We start from the raw sequence: 23,426 nt of genomic DNA, 5'->3' as shown, positions 1-23,426 counted from the left end.
CACCTCACGAACAGGCAGGGCACGGTTAAGCGGCGGTGTCGAGGTCGACGTGGCCGTCGACGGGGTTCGGCTCGGTGGAGGTGGCGAGCTCGGCGGGATCGGTGGTGATGAGCGCGTTCTCCCGCGGGGAGGCCAGTGCCTGGAAGGCGACGCGCTGGGTTCCGGCGCTGAGCAGGCCTTGGCCCTTGTCCGCGGAGATGAGGAACTGCTTTTCGCCGTCGGAGAGGTTGAAGGTCGCGACGATCTCGTCGATCGCTTGCGGGGCTTGGCGGAGCAGGATCTGGGTGGCGGCGTTGGCGACGATGGCCTTGCCCAGTTCGGTGCCCAGGACGTCGCCGACGTCCTGGGTGGAGATGGTGAGCCCGGCCCAGTATTTGCGGCCGGATTTGGCCAGGCGGTGCAGGAATCGCGCGCCGGCGGGGTCTTGCATGATCAGCCAGGCTTCGTCGACGGTGATCAGGCGGGGGCGGCACAGGGCGGGGTTGCTCACCCGTCGCCACACAGTGTCGAGGGTCAGCAGCGTGCCGATCGGGCGCAGTTCGTCGGGCAGATCCCGGAGGCTGAACACGGTCAGATGGCCTTCGGGCGTGGTCGTGGTGGGCCCGGAGAACAGCTGGGCGAAGGCACCGTCGACGAACGGGCGGAGCCGGGCGCCGAGGTCGACGCCGACCGGGTCGGTGTCCTCGGTGAGGACCGCGGCGAGGTCGGCGAGCAGTGGTGCTGGGCGGTTCCAGGTGCGCGGGTCGCTGGTGATCCCGGCCTGCTGGTAGGTGGAGATGATCGCGCGGTCCAGCGCGGCGCGTTGCTCGGCGGCCAGTTCGGTGCCGGTGAGGACGTCGATGACGGTGTGCAGGAACAGCGCCCGGCGGGTGAGGGCGTCTTTCGGTGCGGTACGGCGGCCGTCGGGGCGCACGGCGATGGGCAGGTCGAACGGGTTGATGCGCACCCCGGCCTCGCCGAGGTGGAGGTAGGTGCCGCCGATGGCCTCGCACAGGCGCCGGTATTCGTCTTCGGGGTCGATGATGGTGACCTCGATGCCGCGGTAGAGCGAGCGCAGCGCCTCCAGCTTGACCAAATAGGACTTGCCCGCGCCCGAGCGGCCGAGCAGGACGCTGTTGTAGTTGTCCGCGGCGAACCGGTCCCAATGGACGAGCCCCTGCGATCCGACGTTGAACCCGTAGAGCACGCCCGCCGGGGCGGCGACGCTGGCCGGGTCCGCGGGCGGGAGGTCCGGGCTGGTGAAGGGAAACGCCGCGGCAAGTGCGCTGGTGTCGAAGGTGCGCCGCATCCCGATCAGATCCAGCGCCAGTGGCAGCGTGGAGACCCAGCCCTGCAGAGTGCGGTAGGTGGTGGGCTGTGCGTTCATCAGCAGCGACGCCGCCAGCGAGCGCACGGCGGCGACCTGCTCGGCGAGGTCCTCTTCGCTGCCGGCGTGCACGGTCAGGTAGAGGCCGAGCCGGAACAGCTTGCCCTCGCCACGGGCGACACGGGCGGACAGGTCGTAGGCGTCTTCGGTCGCGGCTTCGACCATCGGGTCGAGCAGCCGTCCTTTCTCGCTGGTGTGCCGACGGCCGGATTCCAGTTTGGACAGTTGCCGTTTGAGCCGGTTCGCCGCGGTGACCGGGTCGATCGGCTCGACGTGCAGGCTCACGTCCACCCGGCCGGGGTAGGCGAGCAGCGGTTGCAGCCACCCCGGGTGCACCTCGCGCGGGTAGCCGGTGATCGCGAAGGACGCGACCCACTCACCGCCGATCTCCAGGTGCCGGGGCGCGACGGACAGCGAGTCGGGCGTGAACGCGCCGGCGTTGGAGTTCACAGCTCACCGCCTTCCCCATCGAGGTCCGGGGAGGCGGTGGTGATGACGTCGTCCGCGCCCGCCAGACCGGCCGACGGCGGCAGCAGGGAATCCGGGTTGCAGGCGGTCGCGAGCACGGCGGTGGCCTGCCCGGCATCCAGGGCGGTGATCGTGATCCCGGCGGGGGCGAGCAACTCGGTGGCCTCGCCGAGGCGGCGCACGAGCCGGGTTTCCGCGGACCGACGCGCGCTCTCGGTGACCTCGGTGGTGCGGTTCCGGCGGGGGCGCAGCATCGCCAAGGGAGACGGGCCGCCGAGCCCGTCGGCGGGCTGGGCCGCGCGGACGGGCTCGCGCAGCACGAGCAGCACCTGCCGGCGCAGCAGGTCGGTGGAGCGCCGCAACTGGTCGAGGTAGGTCGCGTGCTCGAGCGCGGCGGCCTCGAGCTTCGGGTGGGGGAGGCCGGGCGCGGCGTCGCGTAGGTCGCTGATCTGGCGGGACAGGTCGAGCCGTTCGGCGCGGACGAGCACCTGCACCGGGGCGGAGATTGAGTGCAGGTAGCGGCCGAAACCGGCGACGAGGGCTTCCTACTCCCCGGGGGTGCGCAGCGCGAAGTTGAGCGTGCTGGCCACCGCCACGATCGCGACACCATCGGCACCGAGGTCGACGACACCGGCGTCGGTGACGCCTTCGGCAGGCAATCGGAGCGCGGCCGGAGATACCTGCGCCTCGCCATGAGGGGTGAGCCAGGCCGGGGCGGCACGTACCCCTTCAGGCGCAGCCACCCGGTGCCGCGGCTGCAGGCGCTGGCGGAGCGCGGCGAGCAGCAGCCGGTCGAGGCTGACGCCGTCGCGCTGCCCCAGCGCCAGCACCGCGGCGATCACCCCGATCGGGATCGCCACGATCAGGAACACCGGCAGCGGCACGACCGTGCGGGTCACCGTCCAGCCGCCGTAGAGCACGATCCCGGTGACGGCCAGGATCGCCAGCTGGCGCGCGGTCAGGTTCGCGAGCACGCGGTCCTCCCGATCGACATCGGCAGGGATACGCACAGGCTGGGTCATGACGTCGAACCTCCGCGGGGCGGGGAAGTCGGTGGGCTGGGTGCGCGGAACGCGACCGGCGGCACGGAGGGAGTGCGCGGGCGGGCGTCGCCAATGCGCGGCTCGGGATGTGCCGGGCGGAACACCGGCGTGGGCGGTGGCGGTGTCGCGGGCCGGATCGGTGTTGAGGTGTGGCTCGGCTCGGCGGAGGGCGGCTGGAACCGCAAGTGCGGCGGCACCGCGGCAACCGCTACCGGCCGCGCTCGCTCGCCATCGACCGGGTGTGCAGTCCCCGCCGCCCGGAATCGCGGAATCGGCTGCGGTCCCGGTGACGGCCGGACCGGTGTTGCGGGCCGCGGCGGAGAGCTGAACGTGGGCTTAGCGGCCACCTGGCCGACCGGGATGACGGCGGGATCATGGACGGCTTCCTGCGGGGTGGGCTGCAGGAACTGTGGTCGTTGCGACGGCAGGCGCGAACGTCGCGCCGCACGCGTTTGCTCGGCGTCGTACGCGGCCTTCACCCTTTTGCTGACCGCCGCCGGGGTTGGTGCGAGCAGGGGCTGCGCCGGGCGCGGCGGAGCACTTAAACTGCTCCTGCTCGTGCTGGCGACAGCAGCCTTGACGCTCGTGCCGGTTTTACCGGCGACCATGCCAAACGTTTTCGCGGCGATGTAGGCCTTGGCCAGCCCACCGAGGAAGGACCGCCCGTTGCCGAGTTTCGTGGCGGACAGGAACCAGAACGGGATCTTGAACAAGATGTAGAACAGGGCGATCGCGGAGATGAGCGTGCCCAGCGCGGACAGCGTCGAGCTGAACAGCTGTGTGCCGCCGGCCAGGAAGGTGCGCACGGCGGTGATGAGCACCAGGGACTGGGCGACCTGAATCGCGAGCACCGCGCCGATGGCCTTCCACCACCACCGCGCGAGGGGATCGGTGTGGGGCAGGCAGTGGCACATCAGGAACAGCGGCGCGGTGATGATCAGGATGAGGGTGAGCGCGACCCGGACCACGTACACGATGAGCAGCCCGAGACCGATCACCACCAGTGCCACGGCGACGAAGATGAGGAACAGCCCACCCGAAAGGGCACCGTCGAGCGCGTCCTTGAGCGTCGTGGCGAGCGAGGGCGGATCGACGCCGTCGCCGAGCACGGCGGACGAGAGCGCGTTCGCCAGCCGGATGAACTTCTCGGCGAAGAACAGGCTCAGCGCCGAGGCGAGGAACCCGATCGGGATCCGCGGACCGATCTCCTTGATCGAGTACCGGTTCTGCACGCTCTCGTGCGACATCACCACGATCCCGGCGACCAGGACCAGCATGCCGTAGGCGGCGAGCACGATCTCCCACGAGGAGTTCCACAACTCGCCGATGCCGGGCAGCTGGTCCAGCGTCGGCGTGGTCAGCGCGGTGTTGCCGAGCAGTTCGAGGATCGGGTCCAGCGCGGCGTTGACCAGGTCCCGGAACACCGTGTTGAGCGCCTTCGCCAGGCACCCGGGAATGTTGGACAGCCCGCACTCAGGATCACTCGGGTTCGAACCGGTGCCGCCGGGCGGCGGCACGCTGCCGGATGCCTGCGGTGTGGGCTGGGGGATGCAGTCCTCACCCGTGCACGGCGCGGGCGGCGCACCAGGGCTACAGCCAACCTGACCCGGCGCACACGTTGGTGGCGGCGGCAGTTCGGTGATCGGCGGCAACGGCACGGCCGGGATCGACGGCGGCGTCGTCGCGGTTGGAAGCTGGCACCACGGCTCGCTCGACGGTGCACACGTATCCACCGGAGGAACCGGAACGTCCGGCGGTTGCTGCGCACCAGGCTGGCCCGGCGACGCCCAGGCGCCGACCGCCAGGACGCTGAGGACCGCCACCGCCACCGCCAGCACCGCTGCCCGCCGTCGAAGACCGGGTCGTTCGGTGGCGTGTGGCGCCAGCAGCACCCGCTCGCGGGGCGCGTCGGTCTCGGCCATGGCGTCAGGCCCCGACAATCCCGCGCAGGATCTCGACCACGAGCGGCGCCAACGCCGCCAGCCCGTACCCCCACCCAGCCGACTTGAAGGCTTGCTTCGCCTTCTCGACTTCGCCGGGGTCGCCCCCGGCCATCAGGTAGCGGACCCCGCCGACGGTCAGGAACACCGTCGCCAGCCCTGCCAGGATCCCGACCAGCCAGTTGCGGATGTTGTCGAAGACCTCCGTGACCGTCTGCGCGAGCGCCACAACCTGCGTGGCCCCCTGTGCCGAGTCGGCGGTCGCGGTGCTCAGCACAAGCGCGCCGAGCAGGGCCGCGGCGGCCATCCGGCCGACGACTCGGCGAACCGAACCAGCAGCAGTTCGAGAGGGCGGCGGTGGTGTTTTCCCCGCCGCGGGATCGGGGGTGTGGGGGTGGGGTGTCACGCGCATCGGCGCCCCTCCGAAGTCGGCTCGTGCTCGGCGGTGCGCGAAGAACCGGGTCGGTTCTCCCCGCACCCCAAGAGGCCGGAACCGCCGCTGTTTTTCGACACCGAGCGTGAACGCCTCTCCCGGCTGGCCGGTCGGCCGTTGCGCAGACGTCCGCTCACCGCGCGTGACGACGAGTCCTGTTCGCCGGCGGGTTCGTCGGCGGTGCTGGCGGCCAATCCCGCGAGCGCGGCCTCGGCGACGGGGTCCTCGGAGTCGGTGTCGGTGGATCGCTCGCGCAGCCAGGCGACGAGTCGGTCTTCAGCCCGCGACCGCGCCTTGTACGCGGTCGTGAGCGCGGTGCCGCGGCGTCGTGCCCAGTCGGTCATCGACGTGTCACCGAGCCGGGTGGCCGAGATCAACTCCGCTTCGACGGGGGTCAGGATCTGCTCACCGACTGCCTGCGCGAGCACCAAGTCGGGGTGCCCGTAGGGCGGTCGCGGCAGGGCGGAGTGATAGCCCGACGCCACCGGCAACGGGGCGTCGAGGGACTCCTCCAGCGCGGCCTGTCCGGCGCGGCGCGCGGCGAAATGCAACCGGACGACGATGCCGGGATCAGCCAGATCCACCCTCGCCAGCGCCTGGACAAACCCCGCGAGCACGGCCGCGTGAACGTCCGCGCGATCACCGCGGTAGCGGGCGGCCAGCCACCGCGCGCTCCCGGCCAGCGACGGCAACGCCATGCCCGCACACGCAACCGTCCACGCGCCGCCGAACGCACGCGAGCGCAGCACCAGATACGCCCACACGTCATCGCGCGTACGAGCCGGGCACTGCTTGCTCATCAACCGGTCCCGCAGCTCGTCCAGCGGCACCGGCCGCCGCGGCAACCCGGCGAAACGCGCACCAGGCACCGCCATCGGTTCCGGCCCGGTCACCAGCCACTGGAAGGTATCGCGCACCGTGTCCAGCGGCAGCCAAACATGCCCTTCGTGATCGTGGCGAACAGAGGAAGTAGTTGTGTTGTCCTTCGTCATTTCTTGCTCCCGTGGCGGTCGTGCTGATCGACCACGGCAGGACGCCAGAACGGCAACAAGAAAAGAACAAAGATGATCTTCTTAGTAGGACGTGCTGGCGGGCGCAGGCGCGAGCTGCCCTCTCCCGCGTGAGCTGGCGATTTAAGCGGGCGTTAGTAGCAGTCGATGCAGACGAAACGAAGCGGGCAAAAAAACCGCTCGGTCCGCTGTCCTGGTGACCGTCGGGAACGGGTGCGAACCTGTCGGCAGATACGCGGCGCGGTGTCGAAAAGCAGTCGCCGAAAGCGCCTCTTGGGATGACTTTGGCGAACCACGCCGACCACACCGCGAAGAAGGCCGCCGATGACTTCACCGCCGCACCGCGAACCCCGACAGCGCGCCGCCCGAACGCTGCACCGCCGCATCCACGGGCCACTGCCCGCGGCACAGAGCTGGCGTCGCGCCGCCGCCAACCGCGCGCTTCGCCCGGCAACCCTGTGGCCCTTCGCGGATGCCGAACCGCTCCCCGGCACCGCCCGGCTCGCCGGCTGGCTCGCGCGCACGATCATCACCCTCGTCACCACCTACACCCGCCCCGGCGACCGCGTCCTCCTGCTCACACCACCAGCTGGCACGCCGGGGCCACGGCGGTCCGCTCACCCTTACAGCGGTCTCACCGAGGCGGTCTGGACGATCACCCGGCTGGGCCGCAGCACCGACACCGCGACAGCCGAACCGGCACCGGCCGACCCGCCAAACCACGCCGACGCCACGCTGGCCGAGTCGGTGTCCGGACGCCGACTCCACCAGCCCGCAGAGCACGGCTCGGCTGACCCGAACACCGACCCCGTGCGCCACCACCACGGCAGCGGGCACCGGCCCGAGGGCGCCTTCGCGCTGACGATCACCGCGGTCGAACCGCACGCCACCGACTGGCTCGCCCGCACCGACTGGACCAGTCTGCTCACCCAGCGCGGACTCGTTGCCGTCGTCACGCACAGCGACCTCGCGGACCAGCGACTGCTCGATCCACAGCCCGCGATCGTGAACACGCTGGGTGAGCATGGCCTCCGGCTCGCCGACCACATCGCCGTGCTCGACGCTCCACTGCCCGCACCCGCCGCTCACCCGTCGCGACCGGACACGGGGCCCGTGCGCCGGGTGCACCACGACCTCCTCCTGTTCACCCGCCCCGCCGCCAGCGAGGCCGACGAGCAGACGGAGAACCCGGATGCCTGACCTCGACCCGCACACCCCGTCGGCCGGTGCACCGGCGCTGACCTCGGTCTGGCCGACCGGCCACACCAGCCTGGCGACCCAGCTCAACGACGGCGGCTACCACACCGCCACCAGCACCGACCTCGCCCTCATGCCGCCGGCCATCGCCCGCCACGCCATCACGGCGTTCACCCCGCCCGGCGGCATCGTGCTCGACCCCGACTGCGGCGCCGGAACCACCATCGTCGAAGCACTGCGCGCCGGACGACACGCGATCGGACTGACCCGCCAGCGCCGATGGTGGCGCCTCGCCCGCGCCAACGTCACCGCCACCAAAGCCCGCGGCGCCTTCACCGACGGCATGGTCCTTGTTCTCGACCGTCGTCCCAGCACAGCCGCGGCCGCGGCAACAGCCGGGCTGACCGGGCGCATCGACCTCATGCTGACCACGCTGCACCCCGTCGCCGACGACGTCACCGACTCGCTGGACCGGCTCGAGACCCTGCTGGTGCAGTACCGGCCGCTCCTCCGCCCCGGCGGCCACCTGGTCCTCACCTGCTCACCGCGCCGGCACCCCACCCAGCACGACCTCCTCGACATCACCAGCCCGATCACCGACGCCGCCACCGCTGTAGGGCTTGCACCGGCGGCACGTTGTCTCGCCCTCACCGCCCAAATCCGAAGTGGACGCGTGTACACCCGGGCCACCCTCGACGAACGACGCGCCGCCACCCGGGCCGAACACGCTCGCGGCCACCCTGTCGCACTTCCGGCGCACCACACCGCACTCGTCTTCCGCGCCGACCCCGAAGCCGCCGATCCGGCGCTGACCCAGCCAATGCCACCCGTGCCCGCAGGGACGAGGAAGACCAGACGGGCTCAAACAGCGAAGCCGGAATTGACCGCGGCCTAGACCTGCCCGCACCCCCCTTCGATCAGCCACGTCAAGAAGGTCCCGATGCCCCAGCCCTACTTCCACAACCACGGCATCACGCTCTACACCGGCGACGCCACCACGGTCATGGCCAGGTTGCCCGAACGCTCGGTGGACTGCGTCGTCACCAGCCCGCCCTACTGGGGCCTGCGCGACTACGGCACCGGCCGCTGGACCGGCGGCGACCCGACTTGCGCACACCAGGTTCCAGCCCAACGCCACCTCAACCGGCAGCGGTGCCACCGTTGCGGAGCCCGCCGCGAGGACCAGCAACACGGTCTGGAACCCACACCGCAGGACTACATCGACCGGCTGCTCGCCGTGTTCAGCGAGCTGGCCCGAGTCCTGGCCGACACCGGCACGGTCTGGCTGAACCTCGGCGATTCCTACTCCGCTGAACCACCAGGAAAGGCCGCCGAGCCGATGCGCGCCAGCACCCTGTCCGGCCGCGGCGCGGCCGCTCCGCTCCGCGAATCCGTACGCCGCGCCGACGTCCGCCGCACACGGTCGCTGCCTCGGAAGAACCTCGTCGGCATGCCCTGGCGCGTGGCTTTCGCGCTACAGGCCGACGGCTGGATCCTGCGCAACGCCATCGTCTGGCACAAACCCAACGCCATGCCCGAATCCGTCCGCGACCGGCTGTCCAACCGATACGAGATGGTCTTCCTGCTCACCACACAGCAGCGCTACTTCTTCAACCTCGACGCCATCCGGGAACCACTGGCCCGACCAGAAGCCCTTGGCGAGGGCATCGTCATCGGCGGCCAGAACAAGGGCCGCGACGGTGGAATCGGGGCAACCGAACGACGCCGCGGACGCAGCATCTACGGCAAATACGACCACGCCGAACCATTCGCCAGCCGACCACACGGCCAGGCGATGCGACCCACCGGAACCCGGCACACCACCGGCCACCCGCACGGCAAGAACCCCGGCGACGTGTGGTCAATTGCCACCCGCCCCCTGCGCGAAGCGCACTTCGCCGCATTTCCCATCGACCTCCCACACCGGTGCATCACCGCCAGCTGCCCGGATGGCGGCACCGTGCTCGACCCGTTCAGCGGCGCCGCCACCACCGGCATCGCCGCCCGCCAACTCGGCCGCTCCTACATCGGCATCGACCTCAACCCTGAATTCCACGACATCGGCTTGCGCCGGCTCGGCCTGGATCCGGCGAGCGAAGGCGCGGCGGCCTGAGCTGCCCGAGGCCCACCCGATCGGGGCCTCCGTTTCCCGTTGATCGAAGTTACGATTTCAGGCCCACCTCGCCCGCCGAGGGAGGCAGGTCCGCGAAGCGGCGAATGCGGCCGACCCGGGTGGGTCAGTCTCGTGCCTGAGCGTGAAGGGGAAGTTGTGCCACGAACTGCGGCGACTGGAGCTGAAGGACCCGAGGGGACTCAGACTTCCCCGGGTTCGAGCGGTGACGGCGTTGGAGTTGTTCTGCAATTCACCAGGGCTGGACATGCGGATGCCCAGGCGCATGATTCCAAGTGGATGTTCGACACCGAGGTTCGCAGTGTGACCGGGGACGAAGCTGAATGGCTGCGCCGCGAACTTGCCGCCGTCCTCTGCGACCTTCTGCGTTGGGCGAACGAGGACATCGCGACGGCGGGGGACGACGAGGGGAGCTGGGCTGCGTGACGATCAGTGAGTCGAATCCGCCCGCTCCGGCGCTGAATTCGCGCTTCGGACGCGGCGGTTTGAGCGATCTGGCCGTGTCGCCGTTCGGGATGCCACTGGCTTTGCATGCCAAGGAAGTCCGGGTCGCGTGGGTGGGGCGGACGTCGACCGAGGAGCATCAAGACCCGCGGCAGTCGCTGTTGCGTCAGCTGGAGCGCTCGAAGGTCGCGTTGCCGGAGTCGTGGGTGATCGTGTGCCACTTCTACGACGTCGAGTCCGGGCGCATGGAGCTCGGACAACGTGGCCGGGGCAGCGACTACGAGCGGTTCGATGTCCCGATCGCGCGGGATGGCGGAATCGCGGATCTGCTGGAAGAGGCGAAGCGACCGGATCGCCGGTTCGACGTGGTGATCTGCGAGTCGATGTCGCGGACCGCGCGCAAGATGTACGAGAGCCTGTCGGTCGAACGCGAGCTGGAGCGGTTCGAGGTGCCGATGCTCGCCGCGAACGAACCGATCATGCTCTCCGGTGGGCGCGCGCAGCAGATCCTGCAACGGCGGATCAACCAGTCGGTGGCCGAGTATGAAGTGCTGAACATGCTGGAGTTGTCCTGGGGCGGCACCTGCACGCACGTCCGTGAGGGCTACAACATCGGCAAGCCCACGCACGGCTACAAGGCGAAGAAGATCCGGCACCCGAACCCGGTCAAGGCGGAGAAGGGGCTGACCAAGTCGCGCCTTGAGCCCGACTGGGCCAAAGCGGCGACGGTCACGCTGGCCGCGAAGTGGCGTTACCACCTGAAGCTCGGGTTCGACACGATCGCCGAGAAGCTGAACGAGGACCTGGAGAAGTACCCGCCGCCGGAACCGCCGAACAAGTCACGGGCCCGGCACGCGTGGTCGAAGTCCAGCGTCGCGTCGATGTTGAGCAACCCGAAGTACACCGGCTACCAGGTCTACAACCGGCGCGCTCGGCGCAGCCAGGGCGGGCGTAACAAGCCGAATCCGCCGCAGATGTGGGTGTGGTCGGTCGAGCCGGCGCATGAACCGCTGATCCCGAAGTGGATGTTCGACGCGATCAACGCCATGAGCGAGGAGCGGACGGGCTCACGCGACGGTGCAGGGTTGAAGAAGGACCCGCGGGCGAAGCGTACGTACCGGTTTCGGCGGCGGGTGCTGTGCGACTGCGGCCGCCGGATGATCGGCAACCCGCGGCACGGGATCACCTACTACCGCTGTCACCCTCAGAACAACAACCGCGGACGGCCGGACAAGTACGCCAGGCACCCCGCCACGATCTACCTGCGCGAAGACTTGATCATGACCGAGGTCAGCCGCTTCTTCGCCGAACGCGTCTTCGGCCCCGATCGGATGAACCTGTTCGTCTCCGAGCTGGACGAGGTGGACGAGAGCGCCCAGCGCGAGCGAGCCGAGAAGCGGCAGCGGCTGCAGCGCAAGCTCGCCGACATCACCCGGAAGCTGGACAACATCCTCCGGCAGGCCGAGGACGCCGACCCTGCCGATCCGTTCACTCAAGGTCTGCGGCAGCGGTACAACGAGCTGAACACCGAACGCCAGGCTCTGCTGGAGGCCATCGCGGACCTGGACCGCCAGGAGGGTCAGGAGCCGGATCGGCCCAGTGCCGGTCAGCTCGGTCTTCTCGACACGCTGCCGCACCTGGCGATCAATCTGGACCGCGCGCCCAGCGAGCTACTTGACCGCCTGTTCGACCTGACACAGCTCACCATCCAGGTGCACTACGCCACGGACGAAGCGACGCTGCAGGTCACCTTGCCCGGCGAGATGGCGAAGGCGGTGGCTGAGATCGGCCGGGCGATGGGGGAGGAGCCCTCGGAAGAGGTTGCCGAATGCGGCAAAAGCGCAGGTCAAAGCCTGTGTGCATCCTGTACGTGCCCCCGGTGCGACTCGAACGCACACTGGACGGATTTTGAGTCCGCTGCCTCTGCCGATTGGGCTACGGGGGCGGCGCCGCCAGACTTTACGGGATCGGGGGCTGAGCAGCGCAACAGGGTTACCAGTGGGGCCGATGGGGTGAAACCGCCTCTCGCGGTAAACCGTGTTAAACGTGTGTGACCTGGCCACACACGTGGTGAACGCCATCTCTCAATCGGTTCCGCTCCCGGTAGGCTCGGGGTCCGCGGCAAGCCGCGCCTTCCACCCCTTCGAGCTAGCAGGAGGACACCGGTGACCGAACCGGCTGCCGAGGCCAACGGCGTCGCCACCGCCCCACAGCGTCGGGTGCTCGTCGCCGAGGACGAGGCCCTGATCCGCCTCGACCTCGTCGAGATGCTCCGCGAGGAGGGCTACGAGGTCGTCGGCCAGGCCGGCGACGGCGAGGAGGCCATCAAACTGGCCACCGAACTCAAGCCCGACCTGGTCATCCTCGACGTCAAGATGCCCAAGCTGGACGGCATCGAAGCCGCCTCGAAGATCACCGGGGACCGCGTGGCGCCGGTGGTCATCCTGACCGCGTTCAGCCAGCGCGACCTGGTCGAGCGGGCCCGTGACGCCGGGACCATGGCCTACCTGGTCAAGCCCTTCGCCAAGCGGGACCTCGTCCCGGCCATCGAACTCGCCGTCAGCCGGTTCGCCGAACTGCAGGCGCTGGAGTCCGAGGTGGCCGGGCTGACCGACCGGCTGGAAACACGCAAGGTGATCGATCGGGCCAAGGGCCTCCTGATGAGTGAACAGGGCTTGTCCGAGCCGGACGCCTTCCGCTGGATCCAGCGGACCGCGATGGACCGCCGGACCACGATGAAGGCGGTTGCGGAAGCCGTCGTTCGGGGGATTGGCTGACCAAGGCTGACCGCTGCCTCCGGGCCATGACTGGGCAAATTGTCACTTGTGGTTACCACTCGTTCGTTGCAACCCGATGATCGGGTATAAAGCCTCCGTTAACGCCGGTGACCACCGTCACGATGTGGAAACAACAAGCTTTGTGACGCTGTGCAACGCGGCGAGGGGCGACTAGGTTCAGCGCCCAGTCAGGTCCAGGGACGGACAACCGTTCAAGGTGGTTCGTCGGCATTTGGAGGAACGAGTGTCAAGAGCACGACTCACGCGGGTTTTGGTGCTGGCAGCGACCGCATCGCTGGCCCTGGGCGCGTGTTCGGCGCGTACGGACAGCGGGTCCAACGGGGACACCCCCACCGCCCCGCAGGCCAGCGCTCCCGCCCAGGCCGCCGACGCGGCCGACCCCAAGGGCGACGGCAAGGCCACCTGCCCCGCCGGCACGTCGATCGCATACGCCGGAACCATCAACGGCGAGAACGCCGCCCTTGGCCAGAACATCCTCAACGGTGTCAAGGTCGCGGTGAACCGGCACAACGAAGCCAACCCGGGCTGCAAGGTCGAGCTCAAGGAGTTCGAGACCGAGGGCACCCCGGACAAGGCGCCCGGCATCGTCACCCAGATGGTGAACACGCCGCAGATCCTCGGTGTGGTCGGCCTGCCGTTCTCCGGTGAGTCGAAGGCCGCCGGCAACATCTTCAACGACGCCGGCCTGGTCTCGATCACCCCGTCGGCCACCGGCCCCGGCCTGTCCCAGAACGGCTGGAAGACCTTCTTCCGCGGCCTCGGCAACGACAACACCCAGGGTCCCGCCGCGGCCACCTTCATCACCAACGAGCTGAAGGCCGAGAAGGTCTGCGTCGTCGAGGACGACTCGGAGTACGGCATCGGCCTGGCCAACGCCATCAAGGGCGCGCTGGGCGCGAAGGTCACCTGCAACGAGAAGGTCAAGTCCAAGCAGATCGACTTCGCCGCCACGGTGAACGCGGTCAAGGGCGCCGACCCGCAGGCCGTGTTCTACGCCGGTTACTACCGTGAGGCCGCGCCGTTCGCGCAGCAGCTCGCCGACGCCGGCGTGACCGCCAAGTTCGTCGCGCCGGACGGCGTGAAGGACGACGAGTTCGTCAAGGGTGCCGGTGACGCCGCCGCCAGCGCGTACTTCACCTGCCCGTGCGTGCCCGCCGACCAGTTCACCGAGTTCACCAACGCGTACAAGGCGCTCTCGGGCAAGGACCCGGGTACCTACTCGCCGGAGGGCTACGACATCGCCACGATCCTGCTGAAGGGGATCGACTCCGGCAAGACCGACCGCGCCGGCCTGCTGGACTACGTGAAGAACTACGACGGCCAGGGCCTGACCAAGAAGTTCAAGTGGGACCCGACCGGTGAGCTGGCCGCCACCACCGTGTGGACCTACAAGGTCGAGAACGGAAAGATCGTCCGGAACACCGAGATCAAGTAAAGAGCCGCTCTCGGCAAATCGATTTTGTAACCGGGGTGTGCGCGCGACGGTTAGATCCCGTCGCGGGCACACCCCGGAACCACATGGAGAACGAGTGTGTCCATAAACCACGCACTACCGCTGTTCCTCGCACAAGAGGACAGCTGGATCAAGTTCGACCTCGAGGCGCTCGGCAGCCAGTTCTGGAACAGCACCGTCGAGGGGCTGTCACAGGGCAGCATCTACGCGCTCGTCGCGCTCGGCTACACCCTGGTCTACGGGGTGCTGAAGCTGATCAACTTCGCGCACTCCGAGGTGTTCATCTACGGCGCCTACGCCACCTGGTTCGTCTTCTACGGACTCGGCTTCCGCCCCGGTGCCACCCCGGACCTGCCGGTGATGGAGCTGATCGGCTTCCTCCTGCTGGCGCTGGTCGCCGCGATGGCGATATCCGGCGGCACGGCGGTGGCCCTGGAAAGGGTCGCCTACCGGCCGCTGCGGAAGAAGGGCGCGCCGCGGCTGGTCTTCCTGATCACCGCGATCGGTGCCTCCTTCGTGCTCCAGCAGCTGCTGTTCATCTGGCGCGGCGGCAACGCCGAGCAGGCGATCCGGCTGCTGCGCCCGCAGGAGGTCTTCAGCATCGGTGACGCCAGCGTCACCAACATCACCCTGATCATCGTGGTGGCCTCGGTGCTGATGATGGTCGGCATCAACATGTTCGTGAACCGCAGCCGCCTCGGCCGCGGCATCCGCGCGGTCGCGCAGGACCCGGACACCGCCACGCTGATGGGCGTGAACAAGGAACGCGTCATCGTGATCACGTTCCTCATCGGTGGCCTGCTGGCCGGCGCCGCGGCGCTGCTGTACATGATGAAGAACCCCCAGGGGGCGTCCTACCAGGGCGGCTTCCTGCTCGGGATCAAGGCGTTCACCGCCGCCGTGCTCGGCGGCATCGGCAACCTGCGTGGCGCGCTGCTCGGCGGCCTGCTGCTCGGGCTGGCCGAGAACTACGGGCAGTCCCTGTTCGGCGGTGAGTGGCGTGACGTGGTCGCGTTCGTGCTGCTGGTGCTGATCCTGATGTTCCGTCCCACCGGCATCCTCGGTGAGTCTCTCGGGAAGGCACGGGTATGACGACGCCAGACACCGCAAGCCGCCGCTCGCTTGGCGAGTGGTGGAGCAATCTCTCCCGGCCGCAGCAGTGGCTGGTGCTCATCCCGGTGGTGGTGCTGATCTACGCGCTGCCGGTGCTGAACCCGCCGATCATCTCCACCGAGCCGGGGTTCGACTTCCAGATCGCGATGTTCGAGGTGGCCCGCTACGCGCTGGTCGCCATCGGCCTGAACGTGGTGGTCGGCCAGGCGGGCCTGCTGGACCTCGGCTACATCGGCTTCTTCGCCATCGGCGCGTACGTGGCCGCGTTGTTCACCAGCCCGGACTCGCCGCTGCAGAAGCTGCCGTTCCTGGCGGTGATCCCACTGGCCATGGCGATCACCATGGTCTTCGGCATCATCCTCGGCACACCGACACTGCGACTACGCGGTGACTACCTGGCGATCGTGACGCTGGGCTTCGGTGAGATCGTCCGGCTGGTCGCCGACAACGTGGACCCGCTGCGCGGCCAGTCCGGCTTCCAGCAGGTCGGGCACCCACCGGGGACCAACGACGACGGCAGCGCGTTGTTCAACAACACCGACGGCACACCGTGGTACTGGCTGACCGTCACGGTGATCATCGCGGTGCTGTTCCTGGTCGGGAACCTGGAGCGCAGCCGCGTCGGCCGCGCCTGGATCGCCATCCGCGACGACGAGGACGCGGCGTCGATCATGGGCGTGAACACCTTCAAGTTCAAGATCTGGGCGTTCGTCATCGGCGCGGCGATCGGCGGGCTCTCGGGCGCGCTCTACGCCGGGCAGATCGGCTTCGTGAACAACCAGAAGTTCGACGTGGTCACCTCGATGCTGTTCCTGGCCGCGGTCATCCTCGGCGGCTCGGGCAACAAGGTCGGCGTGATCCTCGGCGCGGTGGTGGTGGCCTACGTGCCGCTGCGCTTCCTGGTGATCGCCGAGTACAAGTTCCTGATCTTCGGCATCGCGCTGATCGTGCTGATGATCTTCCGGCCGCAGGGCCTGCTCGGCGCGCGCCAGCGCCTGCTGACCTACGGCAGGCAGGCTTATCAACGCCTGCTGGGCAAGGGTGAACAGGTCTCCAGCGACACCGCGCTGGTGGTCGAGAAGAACGGAGGGGCGCGCTGATGACCACACCGGAGAATCCGTTCGACCCCCCGCCCGCGGCACCACGCAACGGCGACGCCGGCCCGGAGGTGGTCGCCGAAGGCGGCATCGTCGCCGAGCTGGCGCACATGACGGCCGAGGAGCGCGCCGCGCACGACGCGGAGGTCGCCGAGGTCGTCGCGCCGGACCGCGAGATCGCGGTCGAGGTCGGTGAGACGCTGCTCGAACTGCGCGAGCTGACCGTGCGGTTCGGCGGCCTGGTGGCGCTGGACAGCGTCTCGTTCGGCATCAAGCGCGGGGAGATCCTCGGGCTGATCGGGCCGAACGGGGCGGGCAAGACAACCTGCTTCAACGCCATGACGGGGGTCTACCGGCCGACCTCGGGCCAGGTGCTGCTGGAGGACAAGCCGCTGGGCAAGGTCTCCAAGCACGGCATCACCCAGCTCGGGATCGCCAGGACCTTCCAGAACATCCGGCTCTTCGGCGAGATGACCGCGCTGGAGAACGTGGTGGTCGGCACCGACGCCCGGCACCGCACCAGCGTGCTCGGCGCGCTGCTGCGCCTGCCCCGCCACTTCAAGGAGGAGCGGGAGGCGGTCGACCGGGCGATGGCGCTGCTGGAGTTCGTCGGCATCGCCGACCGAGCCGCGGACAAGGCGAGGAACCTGCCCTACGGCTACCAGCGCCGCCTGGAGATCGCCAGGGCGCTGGCCACCGAGCCGAAGCTGCTGTGCCTCGACGAGCCCGCCGCCGGGTTCAACCCCCAGGAGAAGGAAGAGCTCATGGGGTTGATCAAGAAGATCCGCGATGACGGGTACACGGTGCTGCTCATCGAGCACGACATGAAGCTGGTCATGGGCGTCACCGACCGGATCGTGGTGCTGGAGTTCGGCAAGAAGATCGCGGACGGCAGCCCCGCCGAGATCAGGGACAACCCCGCGGTGATCGCGGCGTATCTGGGGGTGCCAGACGATGACGTTGCTTGAGCTCTCCGGAGTGTCCGTCCACTACGGACGGATCAAGGCGGTGTCCGAGCTGACCCTGACCGTGGCCGAAGGGGAGATCGTCACCCTCATCGGCGCGAACGGGGCGGGCAAGTCCACCACCATGCGCGCCATCTCCGGGATCCGGCCGCTGTCGGCCGGGTCGATCTCCTTCGCCGGTGAGGACATCACCAAGCTGCGGGCCGACCTCCGGGTGGTGCGCGGCATCTCGCAGGCGCCGGAGGGCCGGGGGATCTTCCCCGGCATGACGGTGATGGAGAACCTGGACATGGGCGCCTACGCCCGCAAGGACCGGAAGAACCTGCAGCCGGACCTGGACCGGGTCTTCGAGCTGTTCCCGCGGCTGGCGGAGCGGCGGACGCAGGTCGGCGGCACGATGTCCGGTGGCGAGCAGCAGATGCTCGCGATCGGGCGCGCGCTGATGGCCAAGCCGAAGCTGCTGCTGCTGGACGAACCGTCGATGGGGCTGGCCCCGCAGTTCATCCAGCAGATCTTCCGGATCATCACCGAGATCAACAACCAGGGCACCACGGTGCTGCTGGTGGAGCAGAACGCCCAGCAGGCGCTGTCGCGCGCGCACCGCGCGTACGTGCTGGAGACCGGGCAGATCACCAAGACCGGCACCGGCCAGGAGCTGCTGGCCGACCCGTCGATCAAGGAGGCCTACCTCGGGGTGGGCTGACGCCCCTCGCGCAGTGCAATGAATGTGGCTTTCATAGCGCCAGGCGCTATGAAAGCCACATTCATTGCGTTCGGGGGTACGAACGCCCGGGCGCGGGGGCTCACCGGGCTCCTGCAGCGCGGCGGCTGAGCGCGTCCGATGTCACGAATGTGGCTTTCGAGACGTTGGGCGTCTCGAAAGCCACATTCGTGACATGGCCTTGCTCCGTCGCGCACCCGCTACAACCGGTGGTTGTGGTGGGTGCGGGAAAGGCTGTTGGACCGCTGGCTCCCCAGGCTGTTTCCTAGACACAGCAAGGAAAACAGCGAAGGAGAAACCAGCGATGACGACCTCGAACGCGATCCAGGGCACGGCCGCCGGCGTGCCGTTTGTGGCGCTGCCGCCCGCCGGTGACGGGCCCGCGCCGCTCGTGGTCACCTGGCACCTGATGGAGCCGCCCGCCTCGGAGGCGGCGATGGCCGACGCGGTGCCGATGCGCGGGCTCGACGCCTGGCGTGTCTACTTCGGACTCCCGATGTCGGGCGCCAGGCTGCCCGAAGGCGGGTTCGACGAGTTCTTCCGCCTGGCCGGCGAGGACTACGTGCTCAACGTGATGGAGCCGGTGACCGGGCAGGCCGCCGACGAGTTCCCGGCCGCGGTCGCCGCGTTGCGGGAGCGGTTCGCCATCGCGGACGGCCCGGTCGGCGTGGCCGGTGGTTCGGCCGGGTCGACCGTGGCGCTGGAGGTGCTGGCCCGCGCCGAGGTGCCGATCGCGGCGGCCGCGGTGGTCAGCCCGGTGCCGCAGCTGGCGCCCGCGGTCGGCCGCAACGAACGCTTCTACGGCATGACCTACCCGTGGACCGATCGGTCGCGCGCGGTCGCCGACCACTACGACTACGTGAGCCGAGCCGGCGAGCTGGGCGCGGACCTGCTGCTGGTGGTCGGTGAGGCCGACGACGTGGCGTTCCGGGAGCCGTCGGCCGCGCTGCACCGGGCGCTCGGCGACCGGTCGAAGCTGGTCACCGTGCCGGGCATGGCGCACACGCTGGCCGAGGAGGACGGCACGCCGAACGAGCACGCGGCCGCGGTCGACGCCGAGTTCACCGCGTGGTTCAGCGCCCGCCGGTGAGCGTCCCTTCGGGCAGCCAGTCCCGCTCCGGGTCGTAGGAGCACCAGCCCTCCTTCCGGCTGAGCAGGCTCAGCAGCTTGAGCAGCCGGACCAGGGCTGGCGGCTCACCGCCCCGGCGCCACACCACCGACCACGGGTAGAGCGGTGACGGCGCGAACGGCAGGCGGCGCAGGTTCAGATCGGCGGCCAGCTCCATGTCGGCACCGGCCAGCGTCACGCGAGGCCTGCCGTAGCGGGTCTGCTCCAGGGTGTGCCGCAGGTCGAAGCTGACGCCGGAGTCGTCGACCGGCACCGACCAGGCACCAAAACCGGCACGCAGGAAGGCGCGGAACTCGCCGGGGCCGGCCAGCGACGGCAGCCAGACCCCTTCGTCCCGCAGGTCCTCGACGTGGACCGCGTCGCCGGCGGCGAGCCGGTGCTCCGGGGGCAGCAGCGCGACCAGCGGTTCCAGGCGGACCAGCCGGTGCGCCAGCCCGGACGGCGGGTCCTGTCCCGGCGCACCGGCCCAGCCGAAAGCCAGGTCGAGGTCACCGGCCAGCAACGGCTCGAAGCTGTGCACCAGCCCGCCGCGGGTGCTGCGCTCGACCCGCAACTCCGGGTCGGCCATCGCGCACCGGCGCAGCACAAAAAGCGGGGACAGGCGGTGGTCGATCACATCGACCCGCAGCCGGGGCAGCTCGCCGGTCGCCGCGAGCACCGCCTCGTCGTTCAGCTTGACCAGCTCGCGGGCCAGCGGCAGGAACCGGTGACCGGCGTCGGTCAGCTCGACCCCGCGGTTGGTGCGCCGGAACAACGCGCCGGGCAGCGCGGCCTCCAGCTTGCCGATGCGCTTGGACAGCGCCTGCTGGGTGAGGAACAGGCTCTGCGCGGCGCGGGTGAAGTTCTGGTGCTCGGCGACCGCGACGAACGCGCGCACCTGACCCAGATCGAGGTCCATGACCTGGGAATCTAGTGCTTCAGGAGCCCGGCGGGCGGTCCCGTACCGCGCAGGTCAGCCGGGCCGTGCAGGTGCGCTTGCCCGCGTCGTCGGTCAGCACGATCTCCACGGTGATCGTGCTGCGGCCGACGTGCAGCGGCGTCGCCACCCCGGTGACCAGGCCCTCCCGCACGCCGCGGTGGTGGGTGCACGACAGCTCGAGCCCGACCGCGGCGCGGTCCGGCCCGGCGTTGACCGCCGCCAGCGTCGAGCCCAGCGCCTCGGCGAGCACCGCGTTGGCACCGCCGTGCAGCAGGCCGTACGGCTGCAGGTTGCCCTCGACGGGGATCGTGCCGACCACGCGCTCGGTGGTCACTTCCAGCAGCTTCATGCCGACCTTGTCGTTGAGCTGCTGCTGCGCCCAGCGCGGATCGATCTGGAACATCTCGGCGGTGATCGCCGCCCCCTGGTCGGGCACCCGTGCCTCCTTAGAGTGTCGGGGTATCACCCTAGACTCGCTCCCGTGAGCCCAGCCGAGAACACCCAAGTAGCGAACGACACACCCCGCCTGTTGCTCATCGACGGGCACTCGATGGCGTACCGCGCCTTCTTCGCGGTACCCGCCGACCGGTTCCGCACCACCACCGGCCAGGTCACCAACGCGGTGTTCGGGTTCACCTCGATGCTGATCAACCTGCTGCGCGACGAGCAGCCCACCCATCTCGCGGTGGCGTTCGACCTGTCGCGCCAGACCTTCCGCTCGGAGGCCTACGCCGAGTACAAGGCGGGCCGCTCGGCCACCCCGGACGACTTCAAGGGGCAGGTCGCGCTGGTCAAGGACGTGCTGGGGGTGCTCGGCATCCCGATCCTGACCAAGGAGAACTACGAAGCCGACGACATCATCGCCACGCTGACCACGCAGTCGGAGGCGCTCGGTTACCAGGTGCTCATCTGCACCGGCGACCGCGACGCCCTGCAGCTGGTCACCGACTCGGTCACCGTGCTCTACCCGCGCAAGGGCGTCTCGGACCTGGTGCGCTTCGACCCGGCGGCGGTGGCGGACAAGTACGGCCTCAGCCCGGCCCAGTACCCGGACTTCGCCGCGCTGCGCGGGGACCCGTCGGACAACCTGCCCGGCATCCCCGGCGTGGGGGAGAAGACGGCGACCAAGTGGATCCAGCAGTTCGGTTCGCTCGACGAGCTGATCGACCGGGTGGACGAGGTCAAGGGCAAGGCCGGGGACGCGCTGCGCGCGCACCTCAGCTCGGTCGCGCTGAACCGCCAGCTCACCGAGCTGGTGCGCGAGGTGCCGCTGGAGACCACCCCGCCGGAGCTGGAGCTCAAGCCGTGGGACCGCGACGCGGTGCACCGGCTGTTCGACGAGCTGGAGTTCCGCGTGCTGCGGGACAGGCTGTTCGCCACGCTGTCCAGTGCCGAGCCGGAGGCCGACGAGGGCTTCGACGTCACCGGTGCCGCGCTGGAGCCGGGCCAGATCGGCGGCTGGCTCGCCGAGCACGCGGCCGCTGGCACCACCACCGGGCTGTCCTTCCGCACCACCGGCGCCTCGGTCAGCGCCGACGTGCAGTCCATCGCGTTCGCCGCCGAGGACGGGGCCGGTGCCTACGTCGATCTGTCCACTCTGGACGAAACCGACGAGAAGACGCTGGTGGCCTGGCTCGCCGACGAGAAGGCGGGCAAGTGCGGGCACGCGCTGAAGGTGGCCGTGCACGGCCTGCGCGCGCGTGGCTGGCGGCTGGCCGGGCTGCGCACCGACACCGAGCTGGCGGCCTACCTGGTCCGGCCGGGGCAGCGCTCGTTCGAGCTGGACGACCTGACCCTGCGCTACCTCAGCCGCGAGCTGCGTTCGGACGCCGGTGAGGGTGACGGCCAGCTTTCGCTGCTCGACGGCGAAGAAGGCGCCGACGCCAAGATCGTGCAGGCCGAGCTGGTGCGCGCGCGGGCGATCTCCGAGCTGGCCGGCGCGCTGCACGAGGAACTCGGCAAGATGAACGGCACCAAGCTGCTCGACGAGATCGAGCTGCCGCTGTTCGAGGTGATCAACGAGCTGGAAGCGGCGGGCATCGCGGTCGACGTCGAGCAGCTCACCGAGCTGGAGGCGCACTACGCGAACCGCGTGCACCAGGCCGCCGACGCCGCCTACGAGGTGATCGGCAAGCAGATCAACCTCGGTTCGCCGAAGCAGTTGCAGGTGGTGCTGTTCGACGAGCTGCAGATGCCGAAGACCAAGCGCACCAAGACCGGTTACACCACCGACGCGGACGCGCTGCAGACGCTGTTCGAGAAGACCGAGCACCCGTTCCTGCAGCACCTGCTCGAGCACCGCGACGCCACCCGGCTGCGCACCACGGTGGAGGGGCTGATCAAGTCCATCGCGGACGACCGCCGCATCCACACCACGCTGTACCAGACCATCGCGGCCACCGGGCGGCTGTCGTCCACCGAGCCGAACCTGCAGAACATCCCGATCCGCACCGAGGAGGGCCGCCGCATCCGCGACGCCTTCGTGGTCGGCGAGGGCTACACCGACCTGATGACCGCGGACTACAGCCAGATCGAGATGCGGATCATGGCGCACCTGTCCGAGGACGCGGCGCTGATCGAGTCCTTCCAGTCCGGGTTCGACTTCCACGCGGCCACCGCGGCGAAGGTGTTCGGAGTGGAGCCGGGCGAGGTCACCGGCGCGCAGCGGGCCAAGATCAAGGCGATGAACTACGGCCTGGCGTACGGGTTGTCGGCGTACGGGCTGTCCGCGCAGCTGCGGATCTCCACCGAGGAGGCGCGGGGCCTGATGGACGACTACTTCGCCGGGTTCGGCGGGGTGCGCGACTACCTGCAGTCGGTGGTGGTGGAGGCGGGCAAGGTCGGCTACACCGAGACCATCTTCGGCCGCCGCCGTTACCTGCCCGACCTGAACAGCGACAACCGGCAGCGGCGCGAGATGGCCGAGCGGATGGCGCTCAACGCGCCGATCCAGGGCAGCGCGGCGGACATCATCAAGGTCGCCATGCTCAACGTGCACCGCGGCCTGACCGAGGCCAAGCTGCGCAGCCGGGTGCTGCTCCAGGTGCACGACGAACTCGTGCTGGAAGTCGCCGACGGCGAGCACGACGAGCTGGAAGCGTTGGTGCGCAAGGAAATGGGCGCCGCCTACGAACTCGCGGTGCCGCTCGAGGTCTCGGTCGGCTACGGCCGCTCCTGGAACGATGCAGCGCACTGAAAT

At 69.4% G+C, this 23,426-nt stretch carries 19 protein-coding genes, 1 tRNA gene and 2 pseudogenes; 13 read left to right on the top strand and 9 right to left on the bottom strand.

The genetic code is table 11. The features are described from left to right. Positions 1-25: 25 nt before the first annotated feature. The 5 genes and pseudogenes from A4R43_RS15075 to A4R43_RS15055 form a co-directional block, all read right to left on the bottom strand. Positions 26-1,816: a VirB4 family type IV secretion system protein gene (locus tag A4R43_RS15075; RefSeq protein WP_113692910.1), complete on the bottom strand. Its 1,791-nt coding sequence runs from the start codon at positions 1,814-1,816 to the stop codon at positions 26-28. Beyond that, positions 1,813-2,856 (bottom strand): annotated as a pseudogene (locus A4R43_RS15070) (PrgI family protein). The gene A4R43_RS15075 and the pseudogene A4R43_RS15070 overlap by 4 nt, the downstream one beginning before the upstream one ends. Beyond that, positions 2,853-4,799: a TrbL/VirB6 family protein gene (locus A4R43_RS15065; protein WP_205215339.1), complete on the bottom strand. Its 1,947-nt coding sequence runs from the start codon at positions 4,797-4,799 to the stop codon at positions 2,853-2,855. The pseudogene A4R43_RS15070 and the gene A4R43_RS15065 overlap by 4 nt, the downstream one beginning before the upstream one ends. A gap of 4 nt (positions 4,800-4,803) precedes the next feature. Beyond that, positions 4,804-5,124 carry a pilin gene (locus A4R43_RS15060; protein WP_113692909.1) on the bottom strand — a complete coding sequence of 107 codons (321 nt, stop codon included), beginning with the start codon at positions 5,122-5,124 and terminating at the stop codon, positions 4,804-4,806. Between the two features lie 95 nt (positions 5,125-5,219). Continuing rightward, complete coding sequence (locus A4R43_RS15055) at positions 5,220-6,242, bottom strand: hypothetical protein (RefSeq protein ID WP_236809017.1); 1,023 nt, start codon at positions 6,240-6,242, stop codon at positions 5,220-5,222. A gap of 342 nt (positions 6,243-6,584) precedes the next feature. Between A4R43_RS15055 and A4R43_RS15050 the strand changes: the two genes are divergently transcribed. The 5 genes and pseudogenes from A4R43_RS15050 to A4R43_RS44760 form a co-directional block, all read left to right on the top strand. Further along, positions 6,585-7,460, top strand: a complete 876-nt coding sequence (locus A4R43_RS15050) for a hypothetical protein (RefSeq protein WP_113692908.1) — start codon at positions 6,585-6,587, stop codon at positions 7,458-7,460. After that, positions 7,453-8,352 (top strand): DNA methyltransferase, encoded by a 900-nt coding sequence (locus A4R43_RS15045; RefSeq protein WP_113692907.1) that lies wholly within the window; start codon positions 7,453-7,455, stop codon positions 8,350-8,352. Before A4R43_RS15050 ends, A4R43_RS15045 begins: the two co-directional genes overlap by 8 nt. 45 nt (positions 8,353-8,397) lie before the next feature. Then, positions 8,398-9,570 carry a DNA-methyltransferase gene (locus tag A4R43_RS15040; protein ID WP_113692906.1) on the top strand — a complete coding sequence of 391 codons (1,173 nt, stop codon included), beginning with the start codon at positions 8,398-8,400 and terminating at the stop codon, positions 9,568-9,570. A 297-nt stretch (positions 9,571-9,867) separates the two neighbouring features. After that, positions 9,868-10,014 (top strand): hypothetical protein, encoded by a 147-nt coding sequence (locus A4R43_RS43995; protein WP_236809015.1) that lies wholly within the window; start codon positions 9,868-9,870, stop codon positions 10,012-10,014. A gap of 89 nt (positions 10,015-10,103) precedes the next feature. After that, positions 10,104-11,033: pseudogene (locus A4R43_RS44760) on the top strand (recombinase family protein); the annotation flags it as partial. A 66-nt stretch (positions 11,034-11,099) separates the two neighbouring features. On the opposite strand, the gene A4R43_RS43280 reads toward A4R43_RS44760, so the two are convergent. Further along, on the bottom strand, positions 11,100-11,669 hold the full coding sequence (locus A4R43_RS43280) for a hypothetical protein (RefSeq protein ID WP_205215338.1): 570 nt from the start codon (positions 11,667-11,669) through the stop codon (positions 11,100-11,102). Positions 11,670-11,903: 234 nt separating this feature from the next. Then, positions 11,904-11,977: transfer RNA gene (locus A4R43_RS15030), tRNA-Leu, on the bottom strand. Between the two features lie 220 nt (positions 11,978-12,197). Between A4R43_RS15030 and A4R43_RS15025 the strand changes: the two genes are divergently transcribed. From A4R43_RS15025 to A4R43_RS14995, 7 genes are all read left to right on the top strand, one after another. Continuing rightward, positions 12,198-12,809: an ANTAR domain-containing response regulator gene (locus A4R43_RS15025; RefSeq protein WP_113692905.1), complete on the top strand. Its 612-nt coding sequence runs from the start codon at positions 12,198-12,200 to the stop codon at positions 12,807-12,809. 274 nt (positions 12,810-13,083) lie between these two features. After that, entirely contained in the window at positions 13,084-14,265 is a 1,182-nt protein-coding gene (locus A4R43_RS15020) for a branched-chain amino acid ABC transporter substrate-binding protein (RefSeq protein WP_113697610.1), read from the top strand. Between the two features lie 102 nt (positions 14,266-14,367). Then, entirely contained in the window at positions 14,368-15,375 is a 1,008-nt protein-coding gene (locus A4R43_RS15015) for a branched-chain amino acid ABC transporter permease (RefSeq protein ID WP_113697609.1), read from the top strand. After that, positions 15,372-16,496 (top strand): branched-chain amino acid ABC transporter permease, encoded by a 1,125-nt coding sequence (locus tag A4R43_RS15010; protein ID WP_113692904.1) that lies wholly within the window; start codon positions 15,372-15,374, stop codon positions 16,494-16,496. Before A4R43_RS15015 ends, A4R43_RS15010 begins: the two co-directional genes overlap by 4 nt. Continuing rightward, a complete protein-coding gene (locus A4R43_RS15005; protein ID WP_113692903.1) occupies positions 16,496-17,461 on the top strand; it encodes an ABC transporter ATP-binding protein in 966 nt (321 codons plus the stop codon). Before A4R43_RS15010 ends, A4R43_RS15005 begins: the two co-directional genes overlap by 1 nt. Further along, positions 17,448-18,161: an ABC transporter ATP-binding protein gene (locus tag A4R43_RS15000; RefSeq protein ID WP_113692902.1), complete on the top strand. Its 714-nt coding sequence runs from the start codon at positions 17,448-17,450 to the stop codon at positions 18,159-18,161. The genes A4R43_RS15005 and A4R43_RS15000 overlap by 14 nt, the downstream gene beginning before the upstream one ends. 322 nt (positions 18,162-18,483) lie before the next feature. Continuing rightward, positions 18,484-19,269 carry an alpha/beta hydrolase family protein gene (locus A4R43_RS14995; protein WP_113692901.1) on the top strand — a complete coding sequence of 262 codons (786 nt, stop codon included), beginning with the start codon at positions 18,484-18,486 and terminating at the stop codon, positions 19,267-19,269. On the opposite strand, the gene A4R43_RS14990 is transcribed toward A4R43_RS14995, so the two are convergent. Together A4R43_RS14990 and A4R43_RS14985 are read right to left on the bottom strand one after the other, a co-directional pair. Next, positions 19,253-20,206, bottom strand: a complete 954-nt coding sequence (locus A4R43_RS14990) for a LysR family transcriptional regulator (RefSeq protein WP_113692900.1) — start codon at positions 20,204-20,206, stop codon at positions 19,253-19,255. The two genes, A4R43_RS14995 and A4R43_RS14990, sit on opposite strands and share 17 nt — an antisense overlap. A gap of 19 nt (positions 20,207-20,225) precedes the next feature. Next, the gene (locus tag A4R43_RS14985; protein ID WP_113697608.1) at positions 20,226-20,630 is read right to left on the bottom strand and encodes a PaaI family thioesterase; all 405 of its coding nucleotides are present in this window, start codon (positions 20,628-20,630) and stop codon (positions 20,226-20,228) included. Between the two features lie 78 nt (positions 20,631-20,708). Here A4R43_RS14985 and polA point away from each other — a divergent pair, with 78 nt between their 5' ends. Then, a complete protein-coding gene (polA, locus tag A4R43_RS14980; protein WP_113692899.1) occupies positions 20,709-23,423 on the top strand; it encodes a DNA polymerase I in 2,715 nt (904 codons plus the stop codon). Positions 23,424-23,426: the final 3 nt, after the last annotated feature.

Source organism: Amycolatopsis albispora, assembly GCF_003312875.1.
In the GTDB taxonomy this organism is placed as follows: Bacteria; Actinomycetota; Actinomycetes; order Mycobacteriales; family Pseudonocardiaceae; genus Amycolatopsis; species Amycolatopsis albispora.
This window is presented reverse-complemented; position numbering and strand designations above follow the sequence as displayed.